Source organism: Pseudodesulfovibrio cashew (assembly GCF_009762795.1).
GTDB lineage: Bacteria > Desulfobacterota > Desulfovibrionia > Desulfovibrionales > Desulfovibrionaceae > Pseudodesulfovibrio > Pseudodesulfovibrio cashew.
Map to the genome: position 1 here is coordinate 2,396,194 of NZ_CP046400.1, position 15,441 is coordinate 2,411,634.

At 60.7% G+C, this 15,441-nt stretch carries 11 protein-coding genes; 9 read left to right on the plus strand and 2 right to left on the minus strand.

Annotated elements, in window-relative coordinates:
- Window positions 1-5 precede the first annotated feature (5 nt).
- From GM415_RS10695 to GM415_RS10725, 7 genes are all read left to right on the plus strand, one after another.
- The gene (locus GM415_RS10695; protein WP_158948002.1) at window positions 6-2,417 is read left to right on the plus strand and encodes a DNA internalization-related competence protein ComEC/Rec2; all 2,412 of its coding nucleotides are present in this window, start codon (window positions 6-8) and stop codon (window positions 2,415-2,417) included.
- Between the two features lie 108 nt (window positions 2,418-2,525).
- Window positions 2,526-3,386, plus strand: coding sequence for an HDOD domain-containing protein (locus tag GM415_RS10700; protein ID WP_158948004.1), 861 nt, complete (start codon window positions 2,526-2,528; stop codon window positions 3,384-3,386).
- Window positions 3,386-4,267, plus strand: a complete 882-nt coding sequence (locus tag GM415_RS10705) for an MBL fold metallo-hydrolase (RefSeq protein ID WP_158948006.1) — start codon at window positions 3,386-3,388, stop codon at window positions 4,265-4,267. The genes GM415_RS10700 and GM415_RS10705 overlap by 1 nt, the downstream gene beginning before the upstream one ends.
- A 102-nt stretch (window positions 4,268-4,369) precedes the next feature.
- Entirely contained in the window at window positions 4,370-4,765 is a 396-nt protein-coding gene (locus GM415_RS10710) for a response regulator (RefSeq protein WP_158948008.1), read from the plus strand.
- Between the two features lie 169 nt (window positions 4,766-4,934).
- Complete coding sequence (ricT, locus tag GM415_RS10715) at window positions 4,935-6,059, plus strand: regulatory iron-sulfur-containing complex subunit RicT (RefSeq protein ID WP_158948010.1); 1,125 nt, start codon at window positions 4,935-4,937, stop codon at window positions 6,057-6,059.
- Window positions 6,060-6,102: 43 nt separating this feature from the next.
- Window positions 6,103-8,061 (plus strand): methionine--tRNA ligase, encoded by a 1,959-nt coding sequence (gene metG, locus GM415_RS10720; RefSeq protein ID WP_158948012.1) that lies wholly within the window; start codon window positions 6,103-6,105, stop codon window positions 8,059-8,061.
- Between the two features lie 145 nt (window positions 8,062-8,206).
- Window positions 8,207-8,989 (plus strand): radical SAM protein, encoded by a 783-nt coding sequence (locus GM415_RS10725; protein ID WP_158948014.1) that lies wholly within the window; start codon window positions 8,207-8,209, stop codon window positions 8,987-8,989.
- A 5-nt stretch (window positions 8,990-8,994) separates the two neighbouring features.
- On the opposite strand, the gene GM415_RS10730 is transcribed toward GM415_RS10725, so the two are convergent.
- Window positions 8,995-9,951, minus strand: coding sequence for a YbgA family protein (locus tag GM415_RS10730; RefSeq protein ID WP_158948016.1), 957 nt, complete (start codon window positions 9,949-9,951; stop codon window positions 8,995-8,997).
- Between the two features lie 139 nt (window positions 9,952-10,090).
- Window positions 10,091-10,375 carry a FeoA family protein gene (locus GM415_RS10735; protein ID WP_158948018.1) on the minus strand — a complete coding sequence of 95 codons (285 nt, stop codon included), beginning with the start codon at window positions 10,373-10,375 and terminating at the stop codon, window positions 10,091-10,093.
- 376 nt (window positions 10,376-10,751) lie between these two features.
- On the opposite strand from GM415_RS10735, the gene carB reads away from it, so the two are divergent.
- Window positions 10,752-13,988 carry a carbamoyl-phosphate synthase large subunit gene (gene carB / locus GM415_RS10740; protein WP_158948020.1) on the plus strand — a complete coding sequence of 1,079 codons (3,237 nt, stop codon included), beginning with the start codon at window positions 10,752-10,754 and terminating at the stop codon, window positions 13,986-13,988.
- Window positions 13,989-14,020: 32 nt separating this feature from the next.
- The gene (gene purF, locus GM415_RS10745; RefSeq protein WP_158948022.1) at window positions 14,021-15,436 is read left to right on the plus strand and encodes an amidophosphoribosyltransferase; all 1,416 of its coding nucleotides are present in this window, start codon (window positions 14,021-14,023) and stop codon (window positions 15,434-15,436) included.
- Window positions 15,437-15,441: the final 5 nt, after the last annotated feature.

Consider the following 15,441-nt stretch of genomic DNA (forward strand, 5'->3'; position numbering starts at 1 on the left):
GCGGCGTGCACAGCCCCGACCCACATTCGGTTCCGTCCAGGCCCGTGCCCGGCCTGCTTCCCTGGCAGTCCTGTTTTCTTGCCTTTGTCCTCGGCATCTTCGCCTTTCGGGATGCCCCGGCCTCCCTGGCCGCGCTGGCGGTTCTCGTCATGGCGGACGCTTCTCTGCGCGGGTGGGCGAGGCGGTTGCCCGTGTTGGCGTTTGTTCTCTGCGCAGCCGCCGGATTCGGCTACGCCTCCTGGGTCGCGCCCGATGCGGTTGCCATACCGGCCTGGGTTGAGGCCCGCCAGCCTGCCGAGGTCCGAGCCGTAGTGGAGCGGGCCGAGCCGCGCATGGGTGGAGGGCTGCGCGTGTTGTTGCGGGACGTCGTTTGCCGGGTGGGCGACGAGGAGTACGCCCTGGACGGGCAATTGGTCTGGAATTGGCGTAATCCCGATTATCGTCCTTTGCCGGGACAGGCGCTGGCTATGCGCATGAAGGTTGTGCCGGTGCGCAATTTCGGCAATCCCGGTGGTTGGGACTTTGAGTGGTACTGGCAGCGGCAGGGCGTTCAGTGGCGGGGGTGGCCCGCCGACCGGCAAGCCGCTCCCGCTTGGGGTGAGCCGCCCGATTCCCTTCTGCATACGCTCAAGTCGCGCCTGCGCCGGGCCGTGGCCGATAAGGTGCCCGACACCCAGGGCGGGGCCATGGTCCTGGCCCTGGTTACCGGAGATCGCTCCGGCCTTTCCCTTGCCACGGTCGATGCCTCCCGCCGTGCCGGGCTGGCGCATACCCTGGCCCTGTCAGGCCTGCACGTGGGATTCGTGGCGGCCATGGGGCTCGCGCTGGCCTGGATCATCGGGCGACTCTATCCATCTCTGTTCCTGCTTCTGCCGCGCCCCAAGCTGGCGGTCTTGCTGGCCGCGCCTCTGGTCCTGGGCTATGCCTGGCTCGGGCAGCCTTCGGCGTCCCTCATTCGGGCGGCGGTGATGTTCGGCTTCTGGGGATTCCTGCTTCTCCGGGGGCGGGGACGGGTGCTCCTGGACGGTCTTTTTTTCGCTTTGGCGGTCATTGTTTTTCTGTCGCCGTTTTCCGTGTTCGATCTCTCCCTCCAGATGTCCGCCGTGGCCGTGGCCGGGATCGCGGTCCTGTATCCGCCGTTGCACGCTCGACTCTCCGCAGTTTCGGTGCGGGGGCGGCGTATTCTGCTGTGGGCGGGCGGTCTCCTCGGGATCAGCCTCTGCGCCAACCTCGCGCTCCTGCCGCTCATCTCACGGAATTTCGGTTCGTTCACTCCTGACATTCTGTTCAATCTGATCTGGATTCCCGCGCTCGGCCTGGCGGTAATGCCCTTGGGCGTGACGGGCATGCTCCTCTCGGCCTTCTCCTGGACTGCGCCTTTGGGCGGTCTCCTGCTTACGGGCGGGGCTACGTTGATGGATTGGCTGTTGACGCTGCTTCGACTGGCCGAAGGAGGCGGCATGCTCCCCGTCTTCTCCGTGTTGCGCCCTCTGTGGCCCGAGATGCTCGGCGGGGTTGTGCTTCTGCTCGCGGCCTTCCTCGCTGTAGCCAACCGGCGGGCCTTGCCGCTCCTGGCCGGACTGGGATTTGCGCTGTTGGTCTGGCCTCAGGTCGCGGTCATGTTGGACGATGCGCGGGACGAGGTGCGGCTCTCGCTCATCGACGTGGGGACGGGACAGGCCGCGCTCCTGCGTACTCCGGGCGGCCACCGCTGGCTCATCGACGGCGGGGCCGGCTCCACCTATTTCGACATGGGCGAGTTCGTGGTTGCACCGTACCTGACCTATGGCAGGCCGCCCAGGCTTGACGGGGTGTTCATGAGCCACCCGGATGCGGACCACAGTCATGGGTTGCCCTTTGTGCTTTCCCGTTTCCGGGTTGATCGTTTCTACACCAACGGCATGCTGCCGCGCGGACGTACCGGAAAACGGATGCGTGCCGTGCTCAAGGCGCGGGACCTCGCTCCGGTGCCGCTGCATGCGGGTGAGGAATTGGAACTGAGCCCTGACGTTTCTTTTCATGTTCTGCATCCCGCCGCCTCGTTCAAGAGTTCCCGTGCAAATGAGCGCTCCTTGGTGCTTCATCTCGTGCGCCGGGGCAGGGGCCTGGCCCTGTTGCCGGGCGATGTTGAGCAGGAGGGACTCGGCGCTGTGCTGCAAGCCGGGACCGACCTGCGGGCTGAGGTGCTGGTGCTGCCTCATCATGGAAGCCGCTCCAGCCTGAGCCCGGCCCTGTACCGGGCGGTATCACCCGAGGTGGCTCTCTGCTCCGACGGCTACCTCAATCGGTATGGTTTCCCGCATGAGCGCGTGGTCCATGCAGTTGGCGTGCCCGTGGTACTCACTTCAAGGCACGGACTGCTTACGGCGGCGTGGGATGGGCAGGGCGAGATGGCCGTAAAGGCGTTTTTGCCTTGAACCGCTTGCCATCTCTATGCTTTCCTGCAATAAGTCGAGAGTTGCATTTTAATCGGATGTCGCATCGCTGATGTGGCGTAACCGTTGGCTGGAAGAGGCGTTGAACCGATGCAGGCAGATACGGAAAAACTGATGGCCGCCGTAGAGCGCATGCCCGCGTTCCCCAAGAGCGTGAACAGGGTGCTCAAACTGGCAGGCGACATCAACTGTTCCCAAAAGGAATTGGTTGAGGTCATCAAGAAGGACCCGGTCTTTACGCTCAAGATTCTGAGACTCGTCAATTCCCCCTATTTCGGCCTTTCCCGGGAAATCACCTCCATCAATCACGCAAGCGTCTATCTCGGCTTGAACACCCTCAAGAATGTGGCCCTGGGCCTTGCGGCCGTGGGAGCCATGCCCGGTTCCGGCGAGGCGGGCATGGACATGGGAGCCTTTTGGCTGCATTCCCTGGCTGTGGCCGCCGGTGCCCGCATGCTCGGCGCCATGCTCGGGGTGTCCCGTGACGAGGCCGCCGATTATTTCGCTGCCGGATTGCTCCACGACATCGGCAAGGTGGTCTTCGCCCTCTATATGTCCGAGGGGTTCGCCGAAGTGCGGCTGCGCATGAGCGAACCAGGCGCATCGCTGATAGAGGCGGAAAAGGACGTGCTCGGGGCGACCCACTGCGAGATGGGTGCGATGTTGGCCGAAAAATGGAATCTGCCCGGAGAGTTGAGGGATGTTATTGCGCGGCACCACGCGCCGGATGTGGGCGCTCCTTCGCAGTTGGTGGATTGCGTGTTCGCGGCGGACCAGATCAGCAAGAAGCTGGCCTTCGGTTCCGCAGGCAGCTATACCGTCCGGCCCCTGCCCGGGCCGGTGGCGGCCCGATTCGCTTCCGACCTGGATGGTTTGATCGGCGAAATGGCCACCCTTGACGAAGAAGTTGAGCGCGCCAGGATTTTCATCAAGCTGGGAGAGGCCGGGTAATGCGTTTCCGGTTTCGTGGCACACGCGGCTCCCTGCCCGCGCCTGGTCCGGATACGGTCCGGTATGGTGGCAATACCGCCTGCGTGGAGGTGCGTTCGGACTCCGGTGACCTGATCATCCTTGACGCAGGGACCGGCATCAGGGGACTCGGACTTGAGCTGGCCCGGTCCATGCCGGTGGAGGCGCACCTGTTCATTTCCCATACGCATTGGGACCACATTCAGGGGCTGCCTTTTTTTGTGCCGCTTTTTGTGCAGGGCAACCGCCTGATCATCCACGGGCCGCCAGACCCCATCGCCATGGCGGGCATTGAGACCGTCCTGGCAAAGCAGATGGAGTATCCCCATTTCCCGGTGCGCGTCGCCGAACTCGAGGCCGAAATCGTCTATGAAACCCTCAGGGAAGGGCAGACCGTGGACCTGGGGTTCGCCAAGGTGACCGCCTCCCTCCTCAATCATCCTGCCATGAATTTCGGGTTTCGCATCGAGTGTGACGGAAAGTCCCTCTTCTACACCGGCGATCACGAGCGGTTCTACAATATTTACGAGCCTGGCGATGAGCCGTACGGAGAGTACGAGCGCATTGTTCGGGAGCGAAACGAAATGGTGGTCGACGCGGTGCGCGGCGTGGACGTGCTCATCGCGGACAGCCAGTATACCGAAGAGGAGTACCGCGTCCGACGCGGCTGGGGGCATTCCACCTACCGGCAGGCACTCCAACTGGCACGAGATGCCGAGGTGGGCAGGCTCTACATGACCCATCATGAAATTACGCGGACCGACGATGAGTTGGATGCGGTCCTCGCCTCGCTTAGGGATGAGTGGGCGGACTCCGGCATCGAGTTTGCCCCGGCGCGCGAGGGTGACGATGTGTCGGTTTGACGCTACGGTGATAAATTCGGGCGGCGTAGAGTTGCTTTTTGGTCGGGATAATGCGAAATAATCAAATCCATTCAAATGAGAAATCGTGCAGGGAGGATGAGCATGAAAGCGCTGATTGTTGATGACGACTTCTACAGCAGGAACATGATTCACGAGATCCTCCGGCCCCACGCCCATTGCGACATTGCCGTCAATGGAGAGGAAGCCATCGAAGCGTTTCGCCGCAGCCTTGTGGCCGGTGAACCCTACGACCTCATATGTCTTGATTTGCTTATGCCGGAACTCGACGGCCAGCAGGCATTGCGGGAGATACGCGCCATCGAAAAGGAATTCGAGGTCGGTCCCCAGTCCGAGGCCAAGGTCGTGGTTACAACCATGCTCGACGATGAAAAGGAGACCCACGACGCGTTCTTTCTGGGCGGCGCAACCTCCTATCTGGTCAAGCCCATCGACGAAGAGAAGCTGATCACCGAGGTCAAGAGCCTCGGCCTGCTCTAGTCTTCGTGATTCCTCCCCAAGCGGCTCGGCAGGGCGCAGGCGCGTGTCCTGCCGTCTTCGCGTCCCTATCCCCATTTGCCCACTCCGCCGTTTTCTAATATGTTACCTCTTTCGCACGACACTTTTCCCCCTGCAAGACGGGGGTCCAGATAAACGGGAATACAACGCAATGAGCCAAATACTTGGTGTTAAATTTAATGATTACGGTCAGGTGTACTATTTTGGTTCCGGGCCGTTTGTTGTCCGGGAAGGGCAGCACGTCATCGTCAAGACAGACCAGGGCATGGGGTTGGGCAAGGTCATCCTGATCCGCCAGGCACCCAAGGAGCAGGAAGGGGACGAGGACGCCCACAAGCCTATCTACCGCTTGGCAAATGAAAAGGACATGGAGTCCGTCGCCGAGAACGAGACCCTCTCCGAGGATGCCTTCCGGTATTGCCGCAAGTGCATTTCCAAGCACAAACTGGGCATGAAGCTGGTGGACGTGGAGGTCTTTTTCGATCGCTCCAAGATGATTTTCTACTTCACCGCCCCGGGCCGCATCGATTTTCGTGAATTGATCAAGGACCTGGTCCGTGAATACCGAACTCGCATAGAATTGCGCCAGATAGGGGTACGTCACGAAACGCAGATGCTCGGCGCCATCGGCAACTGCGGCCAGATCTGCTGTTGCCGTCGCTTCATGCGCAAGTTTGTGCCCGTGACCATCAAGATGGCCAAGGAACAGAATCTGTTCCTCAATCCAACAAAGATATCGGGTATTTGTGGTAGGCTGCTTTGCTGCCTGAGTTTTGAGCAGGAGGGCTATGAGGAGTTTCACCGCATGTGTCCGCGCGTGGGGAAGAAGTATACTACCTCGCTTGGTTCCGTGAAAGTGCTCAGGTCAAATTTCTTCAATAAATCCCTGTCTTTGTTGACGGAAGATTTTGAGGAGAAGGAAGTTTCCATTGACGAATGGAATGAAATAGTTAACAAGCCGCCCAGCGACGAGGCCAAGTCGCGTATGGACCGGGGACGGCGGAGCGGGAGGAAACCCGCGCGTTCCGCGGATGCCGATGCCGAGCCCCGTCAGAAGGGGCCGGACAAAAACGCTAGGCCCCCCAGGCCGGCAAAGCGTCCGGCAGGTCGGAAGGGGGAGGATACCCCGGACCGTCCCGAGAAGGAGACGGCCAAGGGTGATGAAGCCCCGGCCCGCGCCGAGTCCGGAGGCCGGACGGCGGAAGGCCCCCAGAAGGAAGAAGCCGAAAAACGGTCGCGCCGGCCCAGGCGCCGCAGACGCAGGCCGAAGAAATAATGGTTCAGGCGGAATGGTCCGCCAGGCACGAGGAGCAGTCAGTTTGGAACGTTTTTACATTACCACACCCATCTACTATGTGAATGCCAAACCCCACCTGGGGCATGCGTACACCACAACCGTGGCCGATTCCGTGAACCGGTTCCACAAGCTGATGGGCGAGGAAACCTATTTTCTCACCGGCACCGACGAACACGGGGACAAGATAGTTCAGGCCGCCGAGGCCAACGGACAGTCCCCCCAGGAGTATGTTGATACGATCAGTTCCCTGTTCAGGAACATGTGGCCGGAAATGAACATCTCCAACAACGACTTCATCCGGACCACCGAGCCCCGGCATGTCGAGGTCGTTCAGTCGATTCTCCAGAAGGTCTACGATGCCGGCGACATCTATTTCGGCGAATACGGCGGCCATTACTGCTTCGGCTGCGAGCGGTTCTACACCGAGAAGGAACTGGTGGACGGCAAGTGCCCGGACCACCTGACCACGCCGGAATACATCGCCGAAAAGAACTACTTCTTCAAGATGTCCAAGTACCAGGGGTGGCTCAAGGACCATATCCTGAAGAATCCCGATTTCATCCGCCCGGAGCGGTACAAGAACGAGGTCCTCAGCCTCCTGGAGTCCGGCGAGCTTGAGGACCTGTGCATCTCTCGGCCCAAGTCCCGGCTGACCTGGGGCATCGAGATGCCCTTTGACAAGGATTACGTCACTTACGTCTGGTTCGACGCGCTCATCAACTACGTCTCCGCCTTGGGGTATCCGGACGGGGACAAGTTCAAGAAATTCTGGCCCAAGGCAAATCACCTGGTGGCCAAGGATATCCTCAAGCCCCACGCCGTGTTCTGGCCGACCATGCTCAAGGCCGCCGGCATTGATCCGTATCAGTCCCTGAATGTTCACGGCTACTGGCTGGTCAAGGACACCAAGATGTCCAAGTCCATCGGCAACGTGGTCGAACCGTTGGCAATGAAGGACACCTACGGCCTCGACGCTTTCCGCTATTTCCTGCTGCGCGACATGTCCTTTGGCCAGGATTCCAGCTTTTCCGAAGAGGCCCTTGTGGGCCGCCTCAACGCCGAGCTGGCCAACGATCTGGGCAATCTGTTCAATCGCACCCTGTCCATGACCCACAAGTACTTCGGCGGAGAGATTCCCCGCCCCGACGTGGAGGACATCGAGGACGCCGAGATCAAGAAGATCGGGCAGGACGCCATGCAGGCCTTTCAGGAGAATTATGCGGACTTCAAGTTTTCGCGCGGCCTGGAAGGGCTGTGGGAGCTGGTTCGCGGCCTGAACAAATATATCGACGCCACCGCGCCTTGGACCCTCTTCAAGGAAGAGAACACCGGGCGGCTCCAGACGGTCATCTACGTACTGCTGGAGAACATGCGCAAGATCGCCGTCCATCTCTGGCCCGTCATGCCCTCGTCCAGTGAAAAGATGCTGGAACAGCTCGGCATCCAGTTCGACCCGGAGAAGGTCAACCTCCCCAAGGAGCTTGACGTCTGGGGTCTGCTTGAATCCGGGGCTGTCGTGGCCAAGACCTCCAACCTTTTCCCGCGTGTGGATCTGCCCGAGCCCAAGGCCGAGGCAAAAGACGCTGACAATGCGGCGCAAAAGGGAAAATCCAAGAAGAATGGAAAGCAATCCGGAAAAAATGGAGAGGAGGTCGGGACCATCGAGTTCGAGGATTTCCAGAAACTCGACCTGCGTGTGGGCACGGTGAAGGAGGTGGAGAAACACCCCGACGCCGATCGTCTCCTCCTGGTTCGCGTGGATACGGGCGATGCGGAACTCCGTCAGGTCGTGGCGGGCATTGCCGACCATTATTCTTCGGATGATCTCATTGGAAAACAAGTGGTTGTAGTTGCCAACCTCAAGCCGAGAAAGCTGCGGAAGCAGCTCTCCCAGGGCATGATTCTGGCGGTCAAGTCCGGTGATCAGCTACAGCTGCTGACACCCTCCGCAGAGGTGGCTCCCGGCAGCAAGGTGAGCTGATTGCAGCCATTGTCTCAAACGCGCATATATTGACGAATGTGATGGAACCCGCCGGAATGGCGGGTTCTTTTTTATTGGCAGACTTTTTGCTTCGATCCCGTTGCGGCCGTCAAAAAAATGGAATCATCGTGGCCGAAGGAATCGTATGCGTATCGAAATCTGCGAGCCGGAATCCGGCGATAGAAAAAGTCAGGCCACGGCGCCCCGTATCGGTTCGGTCATTTGGACCGGGGTCGGTGGCGTGCGCGATCTGGTCGAGGAGGTCGAGCGGGAAGGGCTGCGGCTGCTGTCTTTCGCGGACCCCCGCTTTTTCGCGGACGACGAACGGGGCATCCGGTTCTGTCGGGACATGAGAAGGGAAGGGGTTAACGTTCTTTGGAGCGCGCACCTCACCGAAGCGCCTTCCCGGGCTCTGCTCCGGGAGATGCGTTTGGCCGGTGCTCAACAGGTCGAGTTGCGGATGGGGCCGGACGAGATTCTGGAGAGTCATGCCGCGGCCCGTGAGTTCGGTTTCGGCATCCACCTGGCCCATGAGGACGGCACTCCCTACGCTACCGACGCTTCCGGCTACACCGTGGAGGAGCGACGGGCCGTGTGCGAGCGGTTGCCGGGTCTCCATTCCGTCCAGTTTGATCTGGCCGTTGCGCTGTTCAAGGCGCGCCGTTTCCGCGAGGTAATGCTTCCCCTGGGCAAGGCTATGACTCTCGGGTATCCCATGAACGAGCTTTGCCTCAACCTGTTGGCCTGCCTGAGTGCGGCCAAACACTACCCCGACATGGCCGCCGGTCTGCTCGAGCAGGCTCGGTACGGCTGTCCACATCCGGTGGTTCACCGTAATCGGAGCAAACTCTGCGCTTGGCTGGAGTTTGGGGGAGACGTCAAGGGCGTTCGCCTGCTCCTCGACCCCTCAGCCGATTGTTTTGGCTAGGCCTGTCAGGCGTGGTTGCGGAGCTTCAGCTCCAGGGGATGGGGATTGAGATAGTACTGGTCCCGCAGGTAGTCCTCCCCGTATTTGCGCACATAGTGGTTCAGCAGGGTTACCGGAACGATGAGCGGCACCAGTTCATTCCTGTAGTTTTCCAGTAAATCCAGACATTCCTGTTTTTCGTCCCGGGTGAGGACCTTCTTGAAATAGCCCAGGATGTGCATGAGCACGTCCACATTTTTTTTGACTGTCGGCTTGAGCGACAGGGTCTTGGCCAGCCGCTGATGATAGTTTTCGAAGAGTTCGTCGGTGTCCGCCTGTCCGCCCGCGCCCACGAGTTTGCCCAGTTCCCGGTAGCCCACCACATCGTGAGAGCGAATGAGCAGTTTGTGTCGTGTGTGGAAATTGATGAGACCCTTCATGGTCCGGCCCTGGTCGAGCAGTCGGTTCCAGCGGTGTTCCACGAAAATGCGTTCGATGAAATTGGCCCTGAGTCCCACGTCGTGCAGTCTGCCGTCGTCTTCCACCGGGAGCAGCGGAAACCGCTCCATGACCATGGCCGCGAACAGGCCGGTTCCCGCATAGCTGACAGGTTGCCCGCCGTTTTCCGGAAAGATTTTGACGTGCCCCATTCCGCTGGAAGGGGATTTGGCCTTGAAGATGAAACCGCACAGCCGTTGTTCCTCCAGTTCCGGCAGGAACGAAGAGGCCCACTCGCGCATGGCATCCGTCCAGTCCGTACCAGTAGACCTGCCCACAAGCCTCGAATTGTCCTTTGTTCCCACGAGTCGGACGGCCTCCCTGGGGACTCCCATGCCGCAGGCGACCTCGGGGCAGACCGGGTGGAATTCGAGATGGTCGGCGAGAACGCCGGTGAGGTGTGGGGCCTTGGCGTGCTGTCCGTCATAGCGGACCTTCTGGCCGATAAGGCAGGCGCTGATGCCTATTTTGATGCGATCTTTCATGCTGGCGCTCCTGTTCTGTACGGAGTGAGACTACCATGTCCTCCCGGTCGGAGACAAGGAAGGCCGCATTAAAGGGAAGTGTCCGGCTGGCCGGAGCGCTGTGGTGGAGGGCAATGAGCCCGGATGAGTCTGCAGTCGGCTACGAGACCTTGCGAGTCGGGGCTGGGCAGCAGTTGCAGTGGGGGCCCTCGTCGGAGTCGTTGTCCACGGCCATGATTTTTCCTGCCAGGCCGCAGCACAGGACAACTTCTGATCCGCGCACGCGAACGCGGCGGCCGGACGGGCCGTCCGAAAGGACTTCCACGGGGCACCCCGGAGTCATGCCCATTGCGAGCATGCGGGCTCGGGCGCGCTGGCCACCGTTGATATCAGCGATGCGCACGACCGCCCCTTCCGGGTATTCGGTCAAAGGCTTTTGTGTCATGATTCCCTCAAAGTTTGCTGAGGATGAAAATAAATATCAACTTCGCTTCTGTCAATGGGGAATTGGGTTGGTGAAGGGAAATTCCTCGTCGGGAGGAGTCGTGCTCGTTCAGGACGAGTGGGTCACCGGACGCGTCGTGAGCGGAATGCAAGGCGTTCTTCCTGCTGTTTGAGTCGGGGTGCGAACCTCCGCTTGCGTGAGCCGCGAGCGCGCTTTGCCCGGGCAGGCGAGCAATCATTTCTCATTGCGTTCCGGTGCGTAACCATATATGTGTACAGCTTGTCCGGCGGGTGGCGGCGTTGCCTGGCCGGGTGGAAGATCAGATAGTTTTTCCCGACCTGAAAAAATGCCGTAACTTCAACGAGTTCCATACAGAATGCCCAAACGCACAGATATCAAGAAGATCATGTTGATCGGGTCCGGCCCCATTGTCATCGGCCAGGCCTGCGAATTCGACTACTCCGGCACCCAGGCGCTCAAGGCGCTGAAAGAAGAAGGGTACGAAGTGGTCCTGGTCAACTCCAATCCGGCCTCCATCATGACCGACCCGGAGTTGGCCGATGCAACGTACATCGAACCCATAGAGCCCGAAACCGTAGCCCGAATCATCGAAAAAGAGCGTCCCGACGCTCTTTTGCCGACTTTGGGGGGGCAAACCGGTCTGAATACCGCCTTGGCCGTGGCCGAAATGGGCGTGCTGGAGAAGTTCAATGTGGAGCTGATCGGCGCGAACATCGACGTCATCAACAAGGCCGAGTCCCGTGAGGAATTTCGCGCCGCCATGGAGAACATCGGCTTGGGCATGCCCGAGTCCGGCATCTGCCACAACATGGACGACGTCCGCGAATGGGGACAGATAATCCCGTTCCCGATCATCGTCCGGCCTGCCTATACCCTGGGCGGCTCCGGCGGCGGCGTTGCCTACAACATGGAAGAGCTGGAGGAGATCTGCTCCAACGGTCTGGCCCTGTCCATGAAGTCCGAGATCATGCTCGAACGCTCCATCCTCGGCTGGAAGGAGTACGAACTCGAGGTCATGCGGGACAAGAAGGACAACTGCGTCATCATCTGTTCCATCGAGAACCTCGACCCCATGGGCGTGCACACCGGCGACTCGGTGACCGTTGCTCCGGCTCAGACCCTGACCGACGATGAGTACCAGAAGCTCAGGGACGCATCCCTTGCGGTCATGCGTGAGATCGGCGTCGAGACCGGCGGCTCCAACGTCCAGTTCGCAGTCAACCCCGAGGACGGCGAGATCATCATTATCGAGATGAACCCGCGCGTGTCCCGCTCTTCCGCCCTGGCCTCCAAGGCCACCGGCTTCCCCATTGCGAAGATCGCGGCCAAGCTGGCCGTGGGCTACACACTGGACGAGATACCCAACGACATCACACGCGAGACCATGGCCTCCTTCGAGCCGGCCATCGACTATTGCGTCATCAAGATTCCCCGCTTCACCTTCGAGAAGTTCCCGGGCACGGACGATTACCTGACCACGGCCATGAAGTCCGTGGGCGAGACCATGGCCATCGGCCGGACCTTCAAGGAGGCGCTGCAAAAGGGGCTGCGTTCCCTGGAGACCGGGCATACCGGCCTGGGCAAGAAATTCGATACCTGCGACATCGACAAGGGCGAGGTCCTCAAGCTGTTGCGCAAGCCCAACTCCCAGCGCCTCTTCGCCCTGCGCAACGCCATCCGTTGCGGCATGACCGAGGAGGAGGTCTTCGAGGCCACCAAGATCGACCCGTGGTTCCTACGCCAGTTCGCCGACATCTGCGAGATGGAGCGGGAGCTGATCGAATTCGGCAAGAGCGAGGGCGTGTCCACCGAGACGGTGGGCATGGGCGAGATGCTTCGCCGCGCCAAGGAATACGGCTATTCCGATCCTCAGCTGGCCGCCATGTGGCGCACCAGCGAGGACGTTGTTCGGGCCATGCGCAAGGAGCTGGGCGTCCAGCCTACCTTCTACCTGGTCGACACCTGCGCCGCCGAGTTCGAGGCCTATACCCCGTACTACTACTCCACTTACGAGACCGGCGTGGAGAACAAGCGGGACGAGGTCAAGAAGGTTGTCATCCTGGGCGGCGGTCCCAACCGCATCGGCCAGGGCATCGAGTTCGACTACTGCTGCTGTCACTCCTCCTTCACCCTGAAGGAGATGGGCGTGCAGTCCATCATGGTCAACTCCAACCCGGAGACGGTCTCCACCGACTACGACACCTCGGACAAGCTCTACTTTGAGCCGCTGACCTTCGAGGATGTCATGAATATCATCGAGTTCGAGCAGCCTGACGGCGTCATCGTCCAGTTCGGCGGCCAGACTCCGCTCAACCTGGCGCTTCGGTTGATGAACGCCGGGGTGCCGCTCATCGGCACCAGCCCCGACGCCATTGACCGGGCCGAGGACCGCGAGCGCTTCAAGCAGTTCCTGAACAAGCTCAATCTCAAGCAGCCGCCCAACGGCACGGCCATGTCCATGGTCGAGGCGCGCGAGATCGCGGAGAAGCTTGACTTCCCGCTGGTGCTCCGTCCCTCCTACGTGCTTGGCGGACGAGGAATGGACATCGTCTATTCCATGGATGAGTTCGACCACTACTTCCGCCACTCCGCCCTGGTCTCCCCGGAACATCCGACCCTCATCGACAAGTTCCTGGAATGCGCCGTGGAAGTGGATGTCGACGCCCTGGCCGACGGCGAGGATGTCTATATCGGCGGAGTCATGGAGCATATCGAGGAGGCGGGAATCCACTCCGGCGACTCGGCTTCGGTCCTGCCGCCGTATTCCCTCTCCGCAGAGCTGGTGCGGGAGATCGAGCGCCAGACCATCGCCATGGCCAAGGAGCTTGGCGTGGTTGGTCTGATGAACGTCCAGTTCGCCATCAAGGACGGCGAGGTCTACATCATCGAGGTCAACCCGCGCGCCTCGCGTACGGTTCCCTTCGTGTCCAAGGCCACGGGCGTGCCCCTGGCCAAGCTGGCCACCCGGGTCATGCTCGGTGAGAAGCTCAAGGACCTCAAGCCCAGGGAGATGCGCAAGAAGGGCCATGTATCGGTCAAGGAATCGGTCTTCCCCTTCAACCGCTTCCCCAATGTGGACGTGCTGCTCGGACCCGAGATGCGCTCTACCGGCGAAGTCATGGGCATTGATCCGAGTTTCGGGCTCGCCTACATGAAGGCCCAGCTCGCCGCCGGGCAGAAGCTGCCCTCCGAGGGTACGGTCTTCCTGTCGGTCAACGACTGGGACAAGGCCAAGCTGGTGCTGGTGGCCAAGGACTTCGAAGCCCTGGGCTTCAAGATCGCGGCCACGGGCGGCACCGCCGACTTCCTGGCCGGGAAGGGCGTTGCCGTTGAAAAGGTCTTCAAGGTCCACGAGGGCCAGCGCCCCCATGTGGTCGACCACATCAAGAACGGCGACTTCAGCCTGGTCATCAACACCCCGTCGGGCAAGAAGACCGTGGGCGATGCCAAGATGATTCGCCAGAACACGTTGTTGTACGACATTCCCTACACCACCACGGTGTCGGGCGCCCGGGCAATCGTCCAGGCCATCACGGAATTCAAGGAGAACGGCCTCAAGGTCGAGTCCCTGCAAAACTACTACGGCGACTAGCCGTACAGAGTCGAGAGACGAGAGTTATTGTCATGAAAAAAGAGTATTGCGGACTTTTCGGGATTTACGGCAGCAAGGAAGCCGCCAGGATGACCTACTTCGGGCTTTACGCCCAGCAGCACCGGGGCCAGGAGTCCGCGGGCATCGTCACCTGGGATGGCGAAAAGATTCGCGAACAGAAGGGCATGGGCCTGGTGGCCGACGTGTTCAATGAAAGGCACCTGGGCAAGGAGCTCAAGGGCGAGATCGCCATGGGGCATATCCGGTACTCCACCACCGGCGCATCCCTGATCCGCAACGCCCAGCCATTCATCGTCCGGCACGGTGACCTGCGTCTGGCCCTGGCCCACAACGGCAACCTGGTCAACACCTTCGAACTGCGCGCCGAGCTGGAAGAGGGCGGTTCCATCTTCCAGACGACCATGGACACCGAGGTGTTCGCCCACCTGATCATCAAGTACCTGCATTCCTCTGAGACAATCGAGGAGGCCATCGCCAAGGCGTGCCAGCGGGTGCGCGGTGCCTATTCCATGCTCGTGCTGGCCAATGACAAGCTCATCGCCTTCAAGGATCCCAACGGGGTGCGCCCCCTGGCCCTGGGACGGATGGGGGACCGCTATGTGTTCGCCTCCGAGACCTGCGCCTTCGACCTCATCGAGGCCGAGTTCCTCCGTCCGCTGAATCCGGGCGAGATGATCACCGTACACAACAACAAGATGACCAGCATGCACTACTGCGAGCCCCAGCCCAAGCGCCAGTGCATCTTCGAGCTGATCTACTTCGCCCGGCCCGACTCCTGGATCTTCGGCGACGTGGTCTACGAGCGGCGCAAGGCCATGGGTGCCATGCTGGCCAGGGAAGCTCCGGTGGACGCGGACTTCGTCATGCCGTTCCCGGACTCGGGCAACTACGCCGCCGTGGGATATTCCCAGGAGTCCGGCCTGCCCCTTGAGCTGGCCATGATCCGCAACCACTACGTTGGCCGAACCTTCATTCAGCCCTCTCAGGACATGCGCGACTTCTCGGTCCGGGTGAAGCTCAACCCGGTCAAGTCCATGGTCCAGGGCAAGCGCATCGTCATCGTCGAGGACTCCATCGTTCGCGGCACCACCATCCGCGCTCGCGTCAAGAAGCTGCGGGAACTGGGAGCCCGGGAGATCCACCTGCGTGTTTCCTGTCCGGCCATCAAGCATCCCTGCTTTTACGGCATCGACTTCTCGTCCAAGGGCGAGCTGATCGCGGCCAACCACACCGAGGAAGACATCGCCCGTTTCATGGGTATCGAGTCTCTGCACTACCTGACCGTGCCCGGTCTGGTGGACTCGGTGACCGAGAAGGACGCCTGGTGTCTGGCCTGTTTCGACGGCAATTACCCGATTCCGCTCGCCGACAGGATGGGCAAGGACTGCCTGGAGGCGACTCCCGGCATCATCAAGGAATTCTGCTAGGGGAA

What these genes read in the sequence shown, in the direction of transcription:
- GM415_RS10705 (WP_158948006.1), top strand. Translation starts at nt 3,386, where the DNA reads ATGCGTTTCCGGTTTCGTGGCACACGCGGCTCCCTGCCCGCGCCTGGT.
- ricT (WP_158948010.1), top strand. Translation starts at nt 4,935, where the DNA reads ATGAGCCAAATACTTGGTGTTAAATTTAATGATTACGGTCAGGTGTAC.
- purF (WP_158948022.1), top strand. Translation starts at nt 14,021, where the DNA reads ATGAAAAAAGAGTATTGCGGACTTTTCGGGATTTACGGCAGCAAGGAA.
- GM415_RS10730 (WP_158948016.1), bottom strand. Translation starts at nt 9,951, where the DNA reads ATGAAAGATCGCATCAAAATAGGCATCAGCGCCTGCCTTATCGGCCAG.
- GM415_RS10725 (WP_158948014.1), top strand. Translation starts at nt 8,207, where the DNA reads ATGCGTATCGAAATCTGCGAGCCGGAATCCGGCGATAGAAAAAGTCAG.
- carB (WP_158948020.1), top strand. Translation starts at nt 10,752, where the DNA reads ATGCCCAAACGCACAGATATCAAGAAGATCATGTTGATCGGGTCCGGC.
- GM415_RS10735 (WP_158948018.1), bottom strand. Translation starts at nt 10,375, where the DNA reads ATGACACAAAAGCCTTTGACCGAATACCCGGAAGGGGCGGTCGTGCGC.
- GM415_RS10710 (WP_158948008.1), top strand. Translation starts at nt 4,370, where the DNA reads ATGAAAGCGCTGATTGTTGATGACGACTTCTACAGCAGGAACATGATT.
- GM415_RS10700 (WP_158948004.1), top strand. Translation starts at nt 2,526, where the DNA reads ATGCAGGCAGATACGGAAAAACTGATGGCCGCCGTAGAGCGCATGCCC.